The 18,335-nt window shown below is 53.8% G+C and carries 12 protein-coding genes; 7 read left to right on the top strand and 5 right to left on the bottom strand.

What is annotated here, in order from left to right; translation table 11 throughout:
• The first annotated feature begins 38 nt into the window (after positions 1-38).
• Together galE and LVY71_RS18615 are read left to right on the top strand one after the other, a co-directional pair.
• Positions 39-1,016 (top strand): UDP-glucose 4-epimerase GalE, encoded by a 978-nt coding sequence (gene galE / locus LVY71_RS18620; protein ID WP_235101326.1) that lies wholly within the window; start codon positions 39-41, stop codon positions 1,014-1,016.
• 343 nt (positions 1,017-1,359) lie between these two features.
• Positions 1,360-2,112 (top strand): LuxR C-terminal-related transcriptional regulator, encoded by a 753-nt coding sequence (locus LVY71_RS18615; RefSeq protein WP_235101325.1) that lies wholly within the window; start codon positions 1,360-1,362, stop codon positions 2,110-2,112.
• Here the strand turns inward: LVY71_RS18615 and LVY71_RS18610 are convergent.
• Positions 2,104-3,375 (bottom strand): lipopolysaccharide biosynthesis protein, encoded by a 1,272-nt coding sequence (locus LVY71_RS18610; protein ID WP_235101324.1) that lies wholly within the window; start codon positions 3,373-3,375, stop codon positions 2,104-2,106. The genes LVY71_RS18615 and LVY71_RS18610 overlap by 9 nt on opposite strands.
• A 542-nt stretch (positions 3,376-3,917) precedes the next feature.
• On the opposite strand from LVY71_RS18610, the gene LVY71_RS18605 reads away from it, so the two are divergent.
• From LVY71_RS18605 to LVY71_RS18585, 5 genes are all read left to right on the top strand, one after another.
• Positions 3,918-4,571 carry a Crp/Fnr family transcriptional regulator gene (locus LVY71_RS18605; RefSeq protein ID WP_235101323.1) on the top strand — a complete coding sequence of 218 codons (654 nt, stop codon included), beginning with the start codon at positions 3,918-3,920 and terminating at the stop codon, positions 4,569-4,571.
• A 39-nt stretch (positions 4,572-4,610) separates the two neighbouring features.
• Positions 4,611-6,080: an undecaprenyl-phosphate glucose phosphotransferase gene (locus LVY71_RS18600; RefSeq protein WP_235101322.1), complete on the top strand. Its 1,470-nt coding sequence runs from the start codon at positions 4,611-4,613 to the stop codon at positions 6,078-6,080.
• 1,168 nt (positions 6,081-7,248) lie between these two features.
• Positions 7,249-7,824 carry a dTDP-4-dehydrorhamnose 3,5-epimerase family protein gene (locus tag LVY71_RS18595; protein WP_235101321.1) on the top strand — a complete coding sequence of 192 codons (576 nt, stop codon included), beginning with the start codon at positions 7,249-7,251 and terminating at the stop codon, positions 7,822-7,824.
• Between the two features lie 206 nt (positions 7,825-8,030).
• Entirely contained in the window at positions 8,031-9,326 is a 1,296-nt protein-coding gene (locus LVY71_RS18590) for a class I SAM-dependent methyltransferase (RefSeq protein WP_235101320.1), read from the top strand.
• A gap of 134 nt (positions 9,327-9,460) precedes the next feature.
• Positions 9,461-10,726, top strand: a complete 1,266-nt coding sequence (locus tag LVY71_RS18585; RefSeq protein WP_502797605.1) for a DUF4910 domain-containing protein — start codon at positions 9,461-9,463, stop codon at positions 10,724-10,726.
• 129 nt (positions 10,727-10,855) lie between these two features.
• Here LVY71_RS18585 and LVY71_RS18580 read toward each other — a convergent pair whose 3' ends face one another.
• The 4 genes from LVY71_RS18580 to LVY71_RS18560 all read right to left on the bottom strand — a co-directional run bounded on the left by LVY71_RS18580 (position 10,856) and on the right by LVY71_RS18560 (position 18,015).
• The gene (locus tag LVY71_RS18580; protein ID WP_349629902.1) at positions 10,856-12,877 is read right to left on the bottom strand and encodes an HlyD family type I secretion periplasmic adaptor subunit; all 2,022 of its coding nucleotides are present in this window, start codon (positions 12,875-12,877) and stop codon (positions 10,856-10,858) included.
• A 56-nt stretch (positions 12,878-12,933) separates the two neighbouring features.
• Positions 12,934-15,063, bottom strand: a complete 2,130-nt coding sequence (locus tag LVY71_RS18570; protein ID WP_283842543.1) for a type I secretion system permease/ATPase — start codon at positions 15,061-15,063, stop codon at positions 12,934-12,936.
• A gap of 437 nt (positions 15,064-15,500) precedes the next feature.
• A complete protein-coding gene (locus tag LVY71_RS18565) occupies positions 15,501-16,634 on the bottom strand; it encodes a radical SAM protein (protein WP_235101317.1) in 1,134 nt (377 codons plus the stop codon).
• A gap of 1 nt (position 16,635) precedes the next feature.
• Positions 16,636-18,015 (bottom strand): glycosyltransferase family 4 protein, encoded by a 1,380-nt coding sequence (locus LVY71_RS18560; protein ID WP_235101316.1) that lies wholly within the window; start codon positions 18,013-18,015, stop codon positions 16,636-16,638.
• Positions 18,016-18,335: the final 320 nt, after the last annotated feature.

The raw sequence follows: 18,335 nt of genomic DNA, 5'->3' as shown, positions 1-18,335 counted from the left end.
GATGCCGGTCTTACTTAACAAGCAATGGAATGCAGCGAATGCCCGTCCTGGTCACTGGTGGAGCCGGCTATATTGGCAGCCAAACAGTCCTGGAGTTGATTGACGCGGGTGAGACGGTCATTGTCTTGGACAACCTTTCAACGGGGTTCAAAGCCGCTGTTTCTCCTGCTGCCAAACTGGTGGTTGGTGATGTGGGAAATTCGACCCTGCTGGCCAGCGTGATAGCCGAACACAAGATCGATGCGATTATTCATTTCGCCGGTTCAGTGGTAGTTCCGGAATCGGTCGCAAACCCGCTGAATTACTATCACAACAATACCTGCCAAACGCGTATTCTAATAGAATCTGCGGTTGAGAGAGGTGTTCCGCATTTCATTTTCTCGTCAACGGCCGCGGTCTACGGAGCTGGCGGCCATGAGCCGGTCAAAGAGAACAGTCCTCTTCGACCTCAGTCGCCTTATGGCCGTTCCAAGCTGATGTCAGAGTGGATGTTGGAGGATATTTCGAAAGCGCATGGCCTCAGACATACGGTCCTGAGATACTTCAATGTTGCAGGCGCAGACCCGCGAGGGAGAACTGGGCAGGCCACCAAAGGTGCTACGCATCTGATAAAAGTTGCGAGCGAAGCGGCTTTGGGCAAGCGCAAGTTCGTGGAGGTTTTCGGTACTGATTATCCTACGGCTGACGGAACATGCATTCGAGACTACATTCATGTGAAAGATCTCGCTGTTGCGCATAAGCTCGCACTAGCTCGTCTCCGGGGAGGCGGAGAAAATTTAACCGCGAATTGCGGTTATAGCCGCGGATACTCGGTGTTTGAGGTTTTGCGCGCCGTTGAGCGGATCAATGGGACAAAACTGGACATCAGGCTTTCGAACCGGCGGCCCGGAGATACCACATCAATCGTTGCAGACTCAAATCTGGCGCGGGGCAAATTTGGATGGATGCCAAAGTTTGACAATCTTGAGGTCATCGTCAGTAGTGCGCTCAATTGGGAGCGAGCCCGGCCTTATTGACTCAGAGGATTGTCCAAGAGCCGAATAGTCGGCGACAACTATGACATGCGGCCGCATTGGGGACATAAGTTCCTCGACTTCTTCGCCCTTTTTCAGGGTCTGAGACGGAATAACGTCAGACTCGGGCTGCTGTCAGAGTTTTGACAAAGTTTATCATTGGAGTATCATTCTAATATTGCCGTAAGGAACCTCCGGCGCGCTTTATGCGTCCGGCGGAGGTGGGAGTTGTTGACCAAGACGCGGCCGGATGCGGCGCTCAGTATTTTTCAGCGTCGCCGGAAAAAAATAGCTTATGCACTAAGGGGGCATCAAGTAGGTACTTTGTACTTAAGGGATTGTAACCGTGTCTGTGATCTTAGTGATCGACGCGCACAGTGTTTACCGGAGCGGTATCCGGGAATTGATCGAGGCGAGAATTCAGCGTGCTCGCGTCGTCGAATCTGCGGAGTTCGATTCGTTCGCGGCAAGCCATTGCTTTGATCTGATCCTGATAGACTCTGACTCTCTCAGCTATGGGTTGCTTTGTCTGTTGAAGGAAGCGCACGAATTGAATCCGATGACGCGCTTCGCCGTCATGTCGACGTCAAATACTCGCGCTGACGTATTGAACTCCCTTTCCGCCGGATTTCACGGCTTCGTGTATAAGCTGCAGTCGGACGAGGAACTGCTCACGGCGATTACAGACCTCCTTTCCGGACGAATATATGTTCCGCGGTGGATTGCCGATGGCGTTGACGACAGGGCGGAGATACCACCTTCAATTAACACTGAAGTAGAAGCTCTGAAGCTCACGCCTCGGCAAAAAGAGGTTCTGCCCATGATCGCCCGAGGTATGTCTAATAAAGAAATTGCGTCTCACTTGAGTATTGCCGAAGGGACAACCAAGATTCACACTGCTGCTCTGTTGCGCGCCCTCGGTGCCCGTAACCGTACGGAAGCAGCGTTCATGGCTGCAAGATTGGTTGGATCGAGTATTCGTCCGGATGTTAGGTTCAAGAATGAGAGATTTAGAATTGCGGGTTTAGGCAAACCTGCAAAGGCGCGGACCGGGTTTTTCCAGGCAGCGCTGCGGCACAGCGCAGATAATTTAAAGTGAGTGACTGGATTGCGGCTCAGCCGATGGATGGCTGAATAGAAGCTTGTGGCGCCAAAGCGTCATCGCTGAAAACGTAAAGAGAATTGCGGCGCCGGCGCCGTACAGTCCTGCAAATGGCAGCAATACTATTTGGGCGAGAGCGAGCACTATCACCGCTGCTAGGTTAGTGACCGTCGTCATGTAATCGCGACGCGCAGTAAAGAGAGCCATTGCCCCGAAGTCGGCAACGTTGCGCATTGCCATTCCAGCAATGATCAGCCAGAACGCAAAAAGGTGATCCGTTACTGACGCCTGTTTTAAGAAAGGGAGCGCTATGTAGAAAGCGCATCCGACAGCTGCACTGAACAGTGCAGTGGCCGATATCGTCGTTTTCATAAAAGTCGAGATGAGTCGCCTGTGAGCTGATGCTCCGCCATCATGATAGGCTTTAATGAGGCGCGGGCGCTGAATCTGCAAGACCGCAATGCTGACGAACGTACTGACGGCGCTTGCAGCAGACCAGTAAAGAAAATAAACGCCGGCAAGCTGCAAACCCAAAAACAAAGTAACTAGATAGCGGTCAATATACAAGCTCCCGACAAAACTGAGATCGCTGACGTAGATGACGAAAGCCTTTCTGATCGTTCTCCTGATCCATGCTGGACTGAAAGGGAGCAAAAAAGCGTTTTTCCATGGCCAGGATCGGCTCTCCCATGCGAACAATAAGAACGCCGATAGACTGCCTCCGAGCCAAAATGCGAATAGGAAAGTATTGGATCTCAAGCTGGGTTCCCAAATGGCGATCGGGACGTAGATCAGAATCCAGGCTGCTCCCCGAAGAAAAGCGTTTACATTTGCCTGCAGAGGTCGTTCGAGGTTCGACATGAGCTGAAAAACGTCGTTTCCCAAATGCTCAAACAGCATGATCGCAACGACCAAAGGCCATAGTTCAGAGGCGCCAAGTGTGATTGTGATCAGAATGGCGAACGCGAGGACCAGGGCATATACTGAAGCGGTAAAACACCAATAGTGCCGTAGGTCGATAGTTACCCGGCGCAAGGACAATGTGACCGCGTCGCGCATGATGAGATGAACCATCCCCATGCCGATCACTACAGGCCCGAGGCTAACGGTCGCGGCGGCTAGACCATAAAGTCCGAGTGATGCCAGATCGATATAATGTCCGATGAAAATTGCGAGCCCGAACTTACAGGCGATAATGCTCGCCCGCATCGCGATGACGGGGATTGAACTAAATAATATTTTGTCGATCAATGTCGGCATAAGATCTTTTTAAGAAGCCGGATAGTTTCGGTTCAAGGTGAAAAAATTCGTTGATTGATAACTCCGTGGCAATTGTTGTGGCGTGCTGCAGATCAACAGCTCGGAAAGTTGATAGCGACATACTTCTGAGCCGCTGCGCGGTGGCATCTATTGAGCGCTGTGGCGTCTCGTGCATTGGCAGTGGCAATGGTGCGCATCGTTTTGGATCCGCAACATAAGCTCAGAAGTCTGTTAGCAATCTACCTCTGCATCTCGAAGAGTCACGTAGAACTCGATAAAGTGTGAATGCAATCGAAGGCTTTGTGCAAGTGAAGATGCGTGTTTCCGTTTGCAAATCGCATCTGCTGTGTCGCGGTAGCGATGTGTTGGAGGTTTGTCACGCAAGTCCTCCGAAGCTCCAATCGCATAGATTCCCGTACCTTTCGGCCTAGGCCGATCAGACTAGAGGGAACCGCGGCATACCTAACACCTTTAGCTGAATTTTCTTAAATCTATCTCCATGCAACCCTCGTGATGTTGGCGTATCAGTGAGGGTTGGGCAGATGGGTATTCCACAGATTGGCACGGGGGGTGCTGCGCCACTGCCCTGGCTATCTCGCCAAGAGCGCGCTGAACAACGTCGCCAATCCACAGTATCGCTTGTTCCACGGGGGCGCGCCCTTTTTTGGGAGGGTGAGCATCAAGCTCAGAAAATAGAAATTGTAGAAGGCGTGATCCGGGCTGTTCGATTACTCGAGAATGGTAACCGGCAGATTTTGGCTTTCTATTGGCCCGGTGACGTCGTCATGCCAACTCAATCGTCATGTCAGCGAATTACGGCTGAAGCCGTAACCAATTGTAGGGTGCAGCGTACAGCTGCTTCCGGTATCTGCCAGCAGAATGAGCCCTGCGGCGCTCACCAGATGCTTGCAGAGACGTTGTCTCTGGTTGTCACCATGAGCCAGAAGAGCAGTGTGGCCCGAATTGCGGGATTTCTATTGCGCATTCGGCATCACTTGCCCGAGGACCCAAAACGTCCACTCGCGTTCACGCTTCTGCTTCCGCGGGCAGATATTGCGGATCATTTGGGTACGTCGCTCGAAACTGTCTGCCGCACTCTCGCCGAGTTTAAATTGAAAGGGCTCATTGATTTGCCCAACCGCAAGACAATTCGTTTTATCAACTTACCGGGACTTCTGCGAGTAGCAGGCGATTAGCTCGAACAGCCTTCCATTCCCGCGGTTAAGAGGTCTCAAATGTCTCTAGCGCGTGATACCAACATAGTGGCCGATCTGGCCCGCTCAAATACTACTCGCGACCAGCCGCCCGTTCCCATTTCTCTTAATGTTATGTCGCCGCTGGTTGCGATGTTTGACCTGATCTGGATCGTACTTTTGGGCGTCGCAGCGGGACTCCTGTACGATGCCATGATCCTGGGCGGGACGGGCACGGCACAAAATTATCTTGGTTCAGCGATCGCTGTCGCCACATTGTACTCCGCCTTCGGCCATGCAGCTAAGCTCTATCGTGCGCCAAATCTGGTGCGACTTAAATGGCAGGTTGGACGCTCCACGCTAATCTGGCTGGTAGTATTTGTATTTCTCGCAACCTTTGCATTTTTGCTAAAGATTGGAGCAGATTTTTCTCGTGGTGAGATGCTGTTGTTCTTTACCAGTGGAATCTTTGCTACCGCAGCGATGCGGATTGCCATGGCGCGCGTCTGTACCGTTGTCATTTCGTCCGGCGTTCTGAAGCCAAACCGGGTCATCGTGGTCGGGCTAGCGGACGAACTTGCCGCCAATGAGACGTTGTCCACCTTGGAAAGATACGGGTATGCCGTAGCGCAGGTCTTTTCGCTGCCACTGGATCAGAGTTGCACCTTCGATGAGGAAGCATTGAGGATTCGCTTGCGCGAAGTTGTCTGCTATGTGCGGGAAAAGAGCATCGATGAAATAATCATAGCCGTCCCGTGGCGGTTAACAGATCTCCTCGGTGGTGTCGAAAACGAACTTCGGGTACTTCCGATTCCAGTCAAGCTTGTACCGGACACGACAACAGGCCGTATACTTGATCGTCCGTTATTTGAACTAGGGCCGACCAAAGCTGTAGAACTCCAGCGCGCTCCGCTAAGTGCCGCACAACGTAGTGTGAAGCAAGGCATGGATCGGATATTAGCCGCAATGTCGTTGGTTGCTCTGATGCCGTTCTTCGCCGTGATCTCTGCCGCGATACGACTGGAGTCGCCGGGACCTGCACTTTTTCTCCAAACGCGAGTCGGCTTCAATGGGCGGCCGTTCAGGATTTTCAAGTTCAGAACAATGTCTACACTGGACGACGGCCCGATCATTGTTCAGGCTACGAAGAACGACAGACGTGTAACGCACCTTGGCCGGCTACTGCGGAAACTCAGCATCGATGAGGTCCCGCAATTGCTCAATGTTCTGCGGGGCGACATGTCATTGGTAGGCCCGCGTCCACACGCTCTCGCGCACGATAATGAGTATGATCGACTGATTGCGACCTACGCTATTCGACATAAAATGAAGCCGGGCATAACCGGATTGGCGCAAGTCAGGGGATTTCGTGGTGAAACTCCGGAAATAGGAATGATGAAATCACGCGTTGAGAGTGACCTTTGGTACATTGAGTACTGGTCACTGTGGCTTGATATCCGGATCATGCTGGTGACCGTCGTTCGTATTTTGAAGCCAGGCAACGCATATTGAGGCGGCGGAAGCGACAGATTAGTGCTGTGGCAAGGCCGGGCAGATAGCCGTGCCGCCAACGCGCAGCAACCTGTTCCTTATGTCTTTTATATTACCCAAGGAAGCTGATGCCGGCGGCAGAAAAGCAGAGAACTTTTGGCGGCCCCAAAAGGTTTGATTGCCCAATCTCCCCGGCTTGACACCAACGCCCAAGTATCCTGAATGCCGTAGCTTACCCCCGAAGTGTCGGGGGGGCAGGCACCCCACAATGCAAAGAAATGTTAACTTAGTCATGTTGGCATTGTCCACGGGCTTGCCAGTATGCCGCGCGTGCATGCCGACTGACGTTATTTTTGTCGTGGAAATGGTCAACTTTTGATGCCGTCTCGGGATTAGTCACATGTTCTGGTTGCAGCACCTTTTTGCGATATGGGTTCTAGCTCATATGCTTTGGGCTGCGGTTCTGCTGGAAAAGGAGTGGCGAAGAATCCGTCACGTCGTGGCCTCTTCGAATCGAGAAGGATTAGAAGGTGTGCCAGGTGCATTGGCTGGCGTCGAAGCTCCGCAAGTCAGGGTCCGACGCTCATAACCGTGGCTAACTAGACCAAGCTTACCAGGGGCACTAAATAATCCGCGGAGCAAGCCCTGCCCTGATTTTACGACCGAAGCAGAGTTCGACCAGCAGATCAAACTGTCTCCGCAATTGGCGCGATCGGGGGCCCGGATTCCCTTCCATTTCAAGTATCGTTATTGAGAATTCTCAGATTGGTACAATCTGCGCCAATTATGCTGCGTGCTCGCCTCTGGTTGGGAGCGCGCGAATGTCTCATGCAGATGAACTGGAAACCACGTACCGGCGCCCTGGCGATACCGCGGTTGCAAAGGACATCGGTAGGAGAAGCTTGGATTGGGCCATTCTTGTGGTCACATTCGCCTTTGGCTGTACCCTAGCTTGGATTGTCCTTTTGTTGTGGGCAGTCGCGCACGTGTTTCACTTGTTTATCTCCTGACCGCGGTGCCGTATTCGCAATAGAACGCCGATATTCAAGTGTTCCAACTTGACGAATCTCAACTTGGTTACAGAGCCTTCGTTTAGGGATCGGCTGGGCACATTAAGCGGGCTCAGGCGGCAGTAATGCACCCGCGACGCGATTGCTAGATCGAGGCTCTCGTAAACTCCGGGCTCTCAATGATCTTCTCAGAATCCAAGTTAGCGGGCGCATACACCGTTGACATTGACCGTCGAAATGATGACCGAGGCTACTTTGCCCGCATGTTCTGCGCTGATGAATTTTCTGCGCGAGGATTGAGGTCAATAGTCGCGCAGGCAAGCGTCAGCTTCAATGCAAAACGTGGTACGTTGCGAGGATTTCATTTCCAATATCCTCCTGCGGCTGAAACGAAATATGTGCGCTGCACGAAGGGCGCAGTCTTCGACGTCATCGTGGATCTGCGCCCTGAATCGTCTACCTATCTGGAGCACGTCGCTGTAGTGCTGTCGGCCGAAAGCGGTCGCGGTCTATATATTCCGAAATGTTTCGCGCACGGTTTCATCACGCTCGAGGATGACACCGAACTAACGTACCTCATCAGCGAATCTCATGCGCCGGATGCTGAGGGTGGCTTTCGATATGACGATCCGATGCTTGGGGTGGATTGGCCGCTGCCTGTGCGTGTTATTTCACGGCGCGATAAGGCATGGAGTTTGATTTCCGAGATCGAGGACGATCTCAAACTGCGCATGAATCTCAGAAGCGTTGCATAGAGCGAGATGATCGTCGCGTTTAAAGCTGATCGCGATGAGCTAAATGGTGTGACTATAGTCCACTGCCCCCGCGCATTCGCAGGATCTTTAGTCACGTTGTGCAGATGAGGCCAACTTGACGGTCGTCAAGTGGTTGGGTTCGTTGAAACGTAAGTTCGATTGGTTGGATCGATGAACCGGAGTTGACGCACATCAGGAGCCACGTGATGTTGAATGGCGAATTTCAGGTCAGATCGCTCAATTCCGCGGCGACGGTCGCCGAGCACGGCCAACATAGCGGTTGTCGGTTTTGTGGCTCGCCGCTCAGTCAGATTTTTCTTGATCTGGGTTTGTCGCCTCTGGCCAATACCTACCCGAAGGCCGAAGATCTCCAGCGAGGTGAGCCGCAGTTTCCGCTGCGGGTTTATGTTTGCGGGGTGTGCTTTCTGGTCCAACTCGAAGAATGGGAGAGTCCGGAGAATATTTTTGGAGATTATGCCTACTTCTCTTCCTACAGCGAGTCCTGGCTTCGTCACGCAAAGACATATGCCGCCGCGATGGTCGATCGCTTCGGAGTTAACACGGAGAGCAAGGTCGTCGAAATCGCAAGCAATGATGGCTATCTGCTGCAGTATTTTGTTGATCGTGGGGTTCCGGTTCTCGGAATAGAGCCTGCGCGAAACGTCGCCGAGGTCGCTCGCAGCAGAGGAATTCCCACACGGGTGGATTTCTTCGGTGAGGCAACCGCTAGGACTCTGCGGAGAGAGGGGTTGCGTGCCGATCTCCTGATTGGGAACAACGTTCTCGCTCATGTGCCAGACCTGAACGATTTCGTGAAAGGGTTAAAGATACTGCTGGCCGATCAAGGCATTGTTACAATGGAATTTCCCCACTTGATGCGGCTGTGCGCGGAATGTCAGATCGATACGATCTATCACGAGCACTTTTCGTATTTTTCATTCATAGCGGCGGAGAAGGTGTTTAACGCGCATGGACTGACATTGTTCGACGTCGAGGAGTTGCCGACACACGGAGGATCGCTTCGCATTTTTGCGCAGCACAGGGTTGGAGGTATCCACCCAACGTCAAAGCGTGTCGAGGATCTTCGGAAGCGGGAGATAGATGCTGGATACGCAGGCCTCGGCGGATACCTTGATTTTGAGCAGCGCGCCGTACGGACGAAAGAGAAGCTCGTTGAATTTCTGGTGAATGCCAAACAGGCAGGAAAGCGCGTTGTCGGATATGGTGCTCCCGCCAAGGGAAATACGTTGTTGAACTACTGCGGCATTACTCCTGATCTTATTGAATATACGGTTGATCGCAGTCCGCACAAACAAGGGCGATTTTTACCGGGGACTCATATTCCGATCTATGAGCCGGAGCGGATCAACGTGACCAAACCGGATTACATCCTTATTCTACCATGGAATCTCCAGCACGAGATTATCGGCCAGCTATCGTTCACCCGGAGCTGGGGCGCGCAGTTCGTGGTGCCGATCCCTGAACCGCAGATTGTTCAATGACGGGCTTACGGCGAATCTGGGTGGATTGACGGCGAGGTAGAGCGATGCATGGCGCGGTCCAAAGCCTGAAGTTTGGCGACCTCGACGAGCTTCCGGATCCCATAGATCTGTCCGCTGATGATGACGGCCGGTCGATGTACCGCTTTGTTTCAGAACTTTACCCGATCTGCCGAAGTATCACTGGCGAGGGGGTTCGAAGAACTCTCAATCAAATAATGGAGCATATCCCGCTTACCATCTGCGAGGTGCCCTCTGGCTTACAGGTTTTCGATTGGACTGTTCCGCTTGAATGGAACATTCGAGATGCATACGTCAAAGACAGTGCCGGCGAACGCGTTATCGACTTTCGCACCTCCAATCTGCATGTTCTTGGTTATAGTATCCCCGTTCATAGACGTATCGGTCTTTCTGAACTCAGGGAGCATCTGTTCTCGGATCCTCAGCAGCCGGACTGGATTCCATATCGGACATCTTACTACAAACAGGCGTGGGGTTTTTGCCTGTCGCATCGGCAATTGCTTGAGTTGCCGGATGACGAGTATGAGGTGTGCATCGATTCTTCCCTCGAAGCCGGGCATTTGACTTTTGGCGAACTCCTCGTGCGTGGCCGATCCTCGGATGAGGTACTCATATCTTGTCATGTGTGCCACCCGTCCCTTTGCAATGACAATCTGTCTGGCATTGCCGTAGCTTGTGCGCTGGCAAAGCGCCTCGGCAGTATGGATCTGCGATACTCGTATCGCTTCTTGTTTATTCCCGGCACCATCGGTTCGATTACCTGGGCCGCAATTCGTCGGCCTCACTTGAGCAAGATTAAGCACGGGTTCGTATTGACCTGCGTGGGGGATCGCGGCTCGCCAACTTACAAAGCAAGCAGACGCGGCGATGCTGAAATCGATCGTGCATGGACGTATGTTTTAAAGCAGAGTGGGAGCGCTTTCGATATCTTGCCGTTTTCACCCTTCGGGTATGACGAGCGGCAATACTGTTCTCCAGGGCTCAATCTTCCGGTTGGATGCTTCATGCGTACTCCCCACGGGCAATTTCCGGAATATCATACGTCCGCTGACGACCTGAGCTTCGTTTCCGCGCCATCGTTAAGCGACTCGGCCGCGAAGGCGTTCACGACGATCGATGTCATTGAGAAAAATCACAAATATCTCAACCTCAAGCCTCTCTGCGAACCCAAGCTGGGCGACTATGGTCTGTACAGCACAATCGGAGGGCACTCGGCGGGCGACTTGCAAATGGCTATTCTTTGGCTCTTGAACATGTCGGACGGCACCAATTCGCTGCTTGACATTGCGGCGCGCTGCAATCTGCCCTGGGGGATAATGAAGGAAGCTGTGCGGGCTTTGAGCGAGGCTGGTTTGCTGAAGCAGGTCGAGGAGCCCGACTAGGCTCGCACAGAGGCGTTGGCTCTCAGTGCGGCATTGTATGGCAGCGGCTTAATTGGCCCCTGCCACACCCAATGCGGTGGGCAACGATATCCTCTTAGACGGCTTGACCGCACTGGTGTCTGATCACGCTCATCTCTCACGCATACTCTCCTGCTTGTAGCGAAGGAGCGGGGACAAAAGGTAGCTGATGATACTGCGCGAGCCGTTTTTAATTTCGACGGTTACGGCCATGCCGGGGGAAAGATTGACGCGCTTATTCTCGATATCCATTTGACTGCGATCGAGCGAGATGCGCGCAGCATAGACCAGCTCCTGGCCTTTCGGCTCACTGCTGGTTGTTTCCGCGCCTGGGGCTGCCTCGTTCCCTCTATCCTGGGGCTTGTTGCGGGTAATAGCGTCTTGCGAGATGCTGATAACCTTGCCTTGCAGGAGGCCATACCGGGTGAAATTGAATGTATCGATCTTGATCGCCGCATCCTGGCCGGGTTCAACGAACCCGATGTCTCGGTTCGAGACCATGGCCTCAATCTCAAGCCGGCTTTCGGTTGGAACGATGAGCATGAGCATCTGCGCTGGCGTCACGACGCCGCCGATGGTGTGCACGGCGAGTTGCTGGACCATGCCGTCAATCGGAGCTGTCAGTTTTTGCAGGCTGGTGCGTTGTTCGGCTTTGATGACGTCCTGTGTAAGTCCTGCCGCCTTCTCTTCGGCCTTGGCCAAGCCTTCGAACAAGCCGCGCTCGTACTCGGCCACAGCCTTCGCCCGCGTCTCCATCAGGACAGCGATAGCGGCATCGGCTTCGCTGGACCGGCTCTGCTGGACAAGGATCTCCTGCTGTTGTGCGACATAGTCCTGGAACTCGGTCAGATATGTAATTTTGGATCCTAGTTCCTTTTGAAAAAGCTGTTGTCGGATTTCGACGCGCTGCTGCAGCGGCACAAGGGTGGCCCTCAGCTTTTCGGTCGAGGCTGCGAACGTGGCGCGTTCAGCTTCCTTTTGCTTCACCTGCTGATCTATTGCGGCGAGCTTAGCATTCTGCTCCGCGGTCTGGGTGATCAGAAACCGTCGGTGCATTTCGATTTGGGAGGGAGTTGCGTCCGCAGGAGGTATGAACGCCGCCAGAGGGTCGTCTTTGCTGGTCAACGCCGCCTTCGTCCGGGCGATGTCGAGTTGAGCGGCCAACAGGTCGCCCTTCAAATGCCCGAGCTCGGCCACGGTTATTGTTGTATCAAGTTCGATCAGCGCGTCGCCGTTTTTTACAACTTGTCCATCGTGAACCTTGATCGAGCGTACGACGCCGGTCTCGAATGGCTGGATAGTCTTGGTACGCCCGCTCGGGATGAGCTTTCCGGGGGCTATGGCGACCACGTCGACCGTTCCGAAACATGCCCATACCAATGCTACAGTGAAGACGGCAATAATGCTGAACGCGGTCGCGCGCCCAAGCGGCGAGGGTGGCGTCTCAACGATCTCGAGTGCGGCCGGCAGAAAAGCGAGTTCGTCGAAGCGCCGTCGTTCCTCGTCCGGCTTGATACGAGCGACTGCCCGCCCGAGTTTGCGGGCATGATCGGCAAAAACGATAATCCTGGTACCGCCTCCATTTGTACCTGAGGGCGTTTCCATTTGAACGGTCGTCTTGGTAATCTTTGGAAGACCTTCGCTTAGGCGACGGGAGATGTGGTTCGCGTGCGTGATCGAGGCTTTCCAGAACTGCCGCAACCGCGCGATCGCGGTCTTGCTGAACCGTTCGAACTGAAGAGCAAGACCACTGCGTCTTTTCATTGAAACAAGTCGGCCATCCCACACAGCGTCGAATTCGACTCGCGTCATCAGCGTAGGCCGCTGAGCCCATGGCTCAAGAACGATAGCCGTATCGCCAGTTACCTTGCCGAGCAGCAAGAAGCTTCCGTTACGAAGGGCGGCGATTGCCGGTAAGGGAGCGCTTGCTAGCCGATTCCAGGAGGATTTCGAGCAACGGGCGGCCAGACCTTTTCTCTTGGCATAGCTAACCATTTCCTCGACGCTTATAGCAGAATAGCCGACCTCTCGACTGAGCTGTTCAGCTTCGACGTCCATGCCGAGGAGACGAAGCAATATTTCCAGGACAAAAAATCCAGGATCATCGCGCTGGGCCTTAGCATTTGTTCCCATTGCTCTTAGCCTTCATGCATCGGGTGCGAACGTAGTCGTGGTCGGCTTTGTGGCTGTTACGAATACTGCTCGTGCAGCCCTGCCTGGAGGCGATACAGCTTTGCGTATCGCCCGCCGGCCCTGATCAGTTCCTGATGAGAGCCGTCCTCGATCAGACGGCCGCGTTCGATGGTGATGACGCGATCTGCAAGTCGCAGGGCAGAGAGCCGATGCGCGATGATAAGTACCGTTCGTCCTTGAGACATCTGCACCATATTTTTTTGCACGATGCTTTCACTTTCGTAGTCGAGCGCACTCGTCGCTTCATCGAAAATGAGTATCCGGGGATCGGAGATAAGCGCGCGAGCAATAGCGATGCGCTGACGCTGCCCGCCCGATAGGCTGCTGCCCCGTTCGCCGACAACGGTGTCATACCCTTCCGGGAGTTGGAGGATGAAATCGTGAGCTCCAGCCAATGTTGCGGCCGCGATGACATTTTCTGCCGGCACCGCTGGATCAACCAGCGCGATGTTGTCTCGGATCGAGCAATTGAACAGCATGCTGTCCTGAAGAACGACACCGATCTGACGGCGTAACTGAGCCGGATCGACCTGCGCGACATCGACGCCATCGATCAGCACGCGCCCGATTTCCGGGAGATAGAGGCGCTGCACCAGTTTAGCGAGAGTACTCTTGCCCGATCCGGAAGTGCCGACGATTCCGATCACTTGGCCGGCCGGCACGTCTAGGTTGATGTCGTGCAGGACTTTCTGGCCGTCGATCCGATAGCGGAAACTGACGTTTTCGAAGCTGATGTGGCCGCGGATCGCAGCGAGTCCCATTTTGCCGGGATTGTAGATAGGTTCAGGCGCTGTGTTGAGGATATCCCCGAGGCGGTTAACCGAGAGGCGCGCCTGATGAAAATCCTGCCAAACTTGCGCTAGTCGCAGCACGGGAGCACTGACCCGGCCCGCCAGCAGATTGAAAGCGATAAGCTCGCCGACCGACAGGTCGCCGCTGATGACGAGCTTTGCCCCGAAATACAGGATTGCCGCGCTGACCAGTTTACTTACGAACTGAACGATTTGGCTTGCAACATTACCCAAACTGGTCACCCGAAAGCTCGCAGTGACATAACCGGCCAGTTGTTCCTCCCACCGCCGCTGCATCTGCGGCTCAATTGCCATCGCTTTGAGCGTTTCGATCCCGGTTACGCTTTCGACCAGAAAAGCCTGGTTCTCTGCGCCGCGTTTGAACTTCTCGTCCAAACGCTTTTGGAATAGCGGCGTCGCGGCGGCGGATATCCCCACGTAGAATGGAAATGACGCGAGCACGATCCAGGTCAGAAGCGGTGAATAAAAGAACAACACAGCGATAAACACGCTCGTAAAGAACAGGTCGATGACAAGGGTAAGTCCGGAACTGGTCAGAAAATTGCGGATATTTTCGAGTTCGCGTACTCGAGCGACTGAATCGCCAACACGTCTCGCCTGGAAATATCCAATTGGCAGTGCCAGCAGGTGCCGAAACAGCCGCGCACCGAGTTCGACATCAATACGATTGGTCGTATGGGAAAACAGATAGGTACGAAGGATGCCAAGGATTGTTTCGAACAAGGCAATCGCGATCAAGCCGACTGCAAGCACCTCCAAGGTACTCAAGCTGCGATGCACAAGCACCTTGTCAACAACCACCTGGAAAAACAGCGGTGAGACCAGGGCGAACAGCTGAAGAAAGAATGACGCAATAAGAACTTCACTCAGAAGTCGTCGATATTTATGGACCGCACCAAGAAACCAGGTAATGTCAAACTGGCGAGACAAGTCAGCGAGTCCAGCCCGCTTCGTCATCAGCAGGACCCGACCGTCCCACACGGCTTCCAGTTCGGCCCGCGCCATCACCACGGGTGCCGGGCGCCCAGGTTCAAGCACGATGACCTTGTCCTCGCCCGCCTTGCCAAGCAGCAGAAAGCCTCCGTCCCGCAGCGCGGCTAGCGCAGGCATTGGCGTAGTGGCCAGCCGAGACCAGTTGGTCGCGGAGACTCTGGCTTTCAAGCCAAATGCCTTCGCGCACCGGAGCATCTCGGGTAAGCCGATCATGGCGCTGCCAAACTGATGACGAATCTGTTCGGGATTGACGCCCAGTCCCTGGAACCGAAGCATCATCACCAGTGCGACTAAGCCTGGGTCAGATTCAGATGGTGACAAGTTCGTACGCGGTGCTCATGCACTGCCTCTTCCCCGATTAAATTTAAATGCTTGCCGCCAAAATCCAGCCCTGTTGGAATTCGCCAAAGGGGAGCATCACATGGACGCCGAACGACGATGGACTCTGCCGATTTCTGAGCGCGTGACTGAATGAGTGCACGCCGATGCTCGTCAGTCAGACTTGCACGGTGATGCTCAAGTCTGAAGAGGACTCACCATTTCGTTCGAACAAGGCCAGACTTTGGCAAGTTTCGTCCTGCCAGACCAATATTAGTATGGAACCAATGCTCCGGCTGCATATGCTCTTCGGCGTTTGCAATCCCGAATTCGTGGAGAACACTGATAACTGGGCACGGATCAATTACTTCGGCGTTTGACAACCGCGGCGGCACAACGCGACATCCAAAAACTCGACTGTTGCCGCTAAGCGGCCAGCTTTAGTTATTCACGAAGGTCTTTAACGGATAATGCTCGTCCGGTGTTTGGCGCCCCTTGATCAGCCGCCCTTTAGCATTCTGATTCAGGAAGGACTCGCGTCTCACAACAGGCGAGGGCCTCACGTCCGAATAATTGATGTAACTGTCGAAGCAGATCTTCTTGCCAGCCGATACCTTCAGCTTGTTCTTCAGGACCCACAAAAGCGGTCCGACCTTGGGCATCTGGGGTACTACGTTCGAGCGCATCGCAGTGCGAGCGGTCGTAACCATCCAGCAATTCTGGTCACAGGCTGCGACCTTGTGGCGAGTCTGTTGCGATGCCTCACTATTAATAATCTCATCCCACGATTGTCGAGCGAGATTGCCCATGGGCAGGTCGGACCGTACGTTGCAAGCCCAGACGTCTGACCACGGATCGATAAAGGCGAAGTCCTTCCCGGCGCTGCATGGGATCAGACGGTCGTGGCCAAGTATCTTTTCGATAAGACCCAGGTTCAGGTAGGCGCGGAACCAGTTCTTCGGTTTGGAACTCCGCAGCATCGCTTCGATAAGTCCCTCCACCTTCCGGGCAACGACCTTCCGTTCGTAGAAGTAGTTGTCGTTCTTGTAAAATTGCCAAGCGTTGTGAAGCGCGGATGTTGCAAGCTCGTAGCCTTCTTTTCGCGCAAATTCGTAAACACCGACAAGCTGGTCGACATTCTCATCCTGGATAACCATTGCGAAGCCGAGGTCAGTACCACCGGCCTCCCTTAGCATGCGGAGCCCGGCGACTTTGGTGGCATAGCCGCCTTTCTCGCCCCGGATTGCGTCGTTTGTTACCTGGTCGCCCTCCAGCGAGAAACGCACTTTTATATTAGGATACTTCTTGATAATCGGAATCAACCGTTCTGGATGGAGTCCGTTGGACGATATCTCCATGACCCGGGCTTTTGGATGGAGGAGATCGGCGATTTCGCCGAGGTCCTTGCGAAGGGTTGGTTCACCGCCGGACACGTTGAGATTATCAAAGCCGGCCGGCAGCTTCGACAGGGTCTCAAGGGAAACTTCTTCCTTCGGTTCGGTCGGGTTTTTCCAGATGTAGCACATTTGGCATTTCGAATTGCATCTGAAAGTCGAGATGACTGTGAGATCCATTTTACGATCCAACCTTGTTGATTGATTTGCTACTTGAGGTCAGACGTTGATAAAGTGAAAGAAGCGCTGCTCCATGTTTTTCGAGCGAATATTCCGTTTCTGCAATTCTTCGAGCACGTTGGCCAAATTTTTTTCGCAGATCGTAATCGCCTAACAGGGTCCTGACGCAATTCGACAGCTGTTGCGCGTTGTTTGGTTCGAAAAGAAAACCGGTTTCGCCATCCCTAACCAGTTCTGGTACTCCGCCCATACGTGACGCTACGATAGGCTTCGCATGCGCCATCGCTTCGAGTATCGAGAGCGGGCAGTTCTCGCGCGCCTTGGAAGGCATCACGACGACAGACGCGCCTCTCAGTCTGGTCTCGAGAGCCTTTCCCGTCAGGTAGCCCGTGAATTCTGCTAATGGAAAACGTGACTGCAGATCCTCCAGCAGCGGACCCGATCCGGCGATGACCAGCCGCCATGCGGCGTTGTCTGCCGCATGCGCCCGCAGCAGGGTCTCAACCCCTTTTTCGGGTGAAAGACGACCGAGATAGAGAACAAAGCCTTCGTCGTGATCTGACACCTCGATCCGGGAGGCGTCGATGCCGTTCGGGATGTGTATTACCTTATCCTTGCCGAGGCGACGGACGACGGCGTCGCGCATGAATCGGCTAGGGGCGATGAACATGTTTACCCGCTCATAGCTGCGAGCCGCGGCGTGATAACGCGCTTCAGCCCAAAGCAGCGCGCTTCGGCCGATCGAACCATCGGCGCAACGTTGCGTGAGCAACGCCTCGTACCGGCCTTCGGAACACTTTGTGCACAATTCACCGTTCCAAAGCTGGCTGTAAACCGGACAGATCGGCTTGAAGTCGTGAAGCGTCAGAACTACTGGAATTTTTTGTCGGGAGGCTGCGTTGATAATCGACGGGGTCAGCTGGTGGTAGATGTTATGGCAATGCAGTAGGTCCGGTTTTTCATCCTGGATGAGATGCGTAACGCGATTTACGGCTTCACGCGAATGAATGAACGATAGGGCCGATCTGACCTGTCCACTTCGCGACGCTGATCGGTAGTCCTTTTGCGAGACGAAATAGGATTCGTATTTCGATGGGAAATTCCGAGGATCGCGCATGGAAAACTCGACGACATCGAGTTCATATTTTCTCATCAGCTCCATCTCGTCGAACATGACAACCTCAGAGCCGCCATTCAAAAAGAAGAATTTATTCGCAAACAGAATTTTCAGGGCCGCGCGTTGCTGTGAGCGGACTTGTTTTGTCGTATCCCGCTCAGTTGGGTCTAGCTTCCCCACGCCCCACGTCGGCATCGGCCTGACATAACGGCTGCGCAATTCAGCCAATACGTCGATTCCACGATCAATCGACGGCTCGCTCATCGTTCCGATCCAATCGTCGACCCGAGGTTATTTTCGATTTCGGATAGGCGACGGACAGAGTAGTCGGCTGCCTTGCTACGTAGCACCCGCATCGTCTCCCTCTGAGTTCTCACGAAGATAAACGCCGATATCCGGAAGCGTATCGTGGCTTGACCTGACGATATTGACGGTCGTCAAGTTGGCTTTTGAGCCGTCGTGCGAGAAATTGCGCACTTGCTGCGCTGGATGACGATTGACAAGCAACAAGAGGTATCCGCGCTCACCATCTCGATCAGATTTCCCGCCTGCCACCCTTATCGGCAGATAGTTTTTGCGGAGTA

The sequence above is a fragment of the Bradyrhizobium sp. G127 genome (genome assembly GCF_021502575.1).
In the GTDB taxonomy this organism is placed as follows: domain Bacteria; phylum Pseudomonadota; class Alphaproteobacteria; order Rhizobiales; family Xanthobacteraceae; genus Afipia.
The sequence above is the reverse complement of the archived record's forward strand: the minus strand, read 5'-3'. Positions and strand labels throughout refer to the sequence as shown.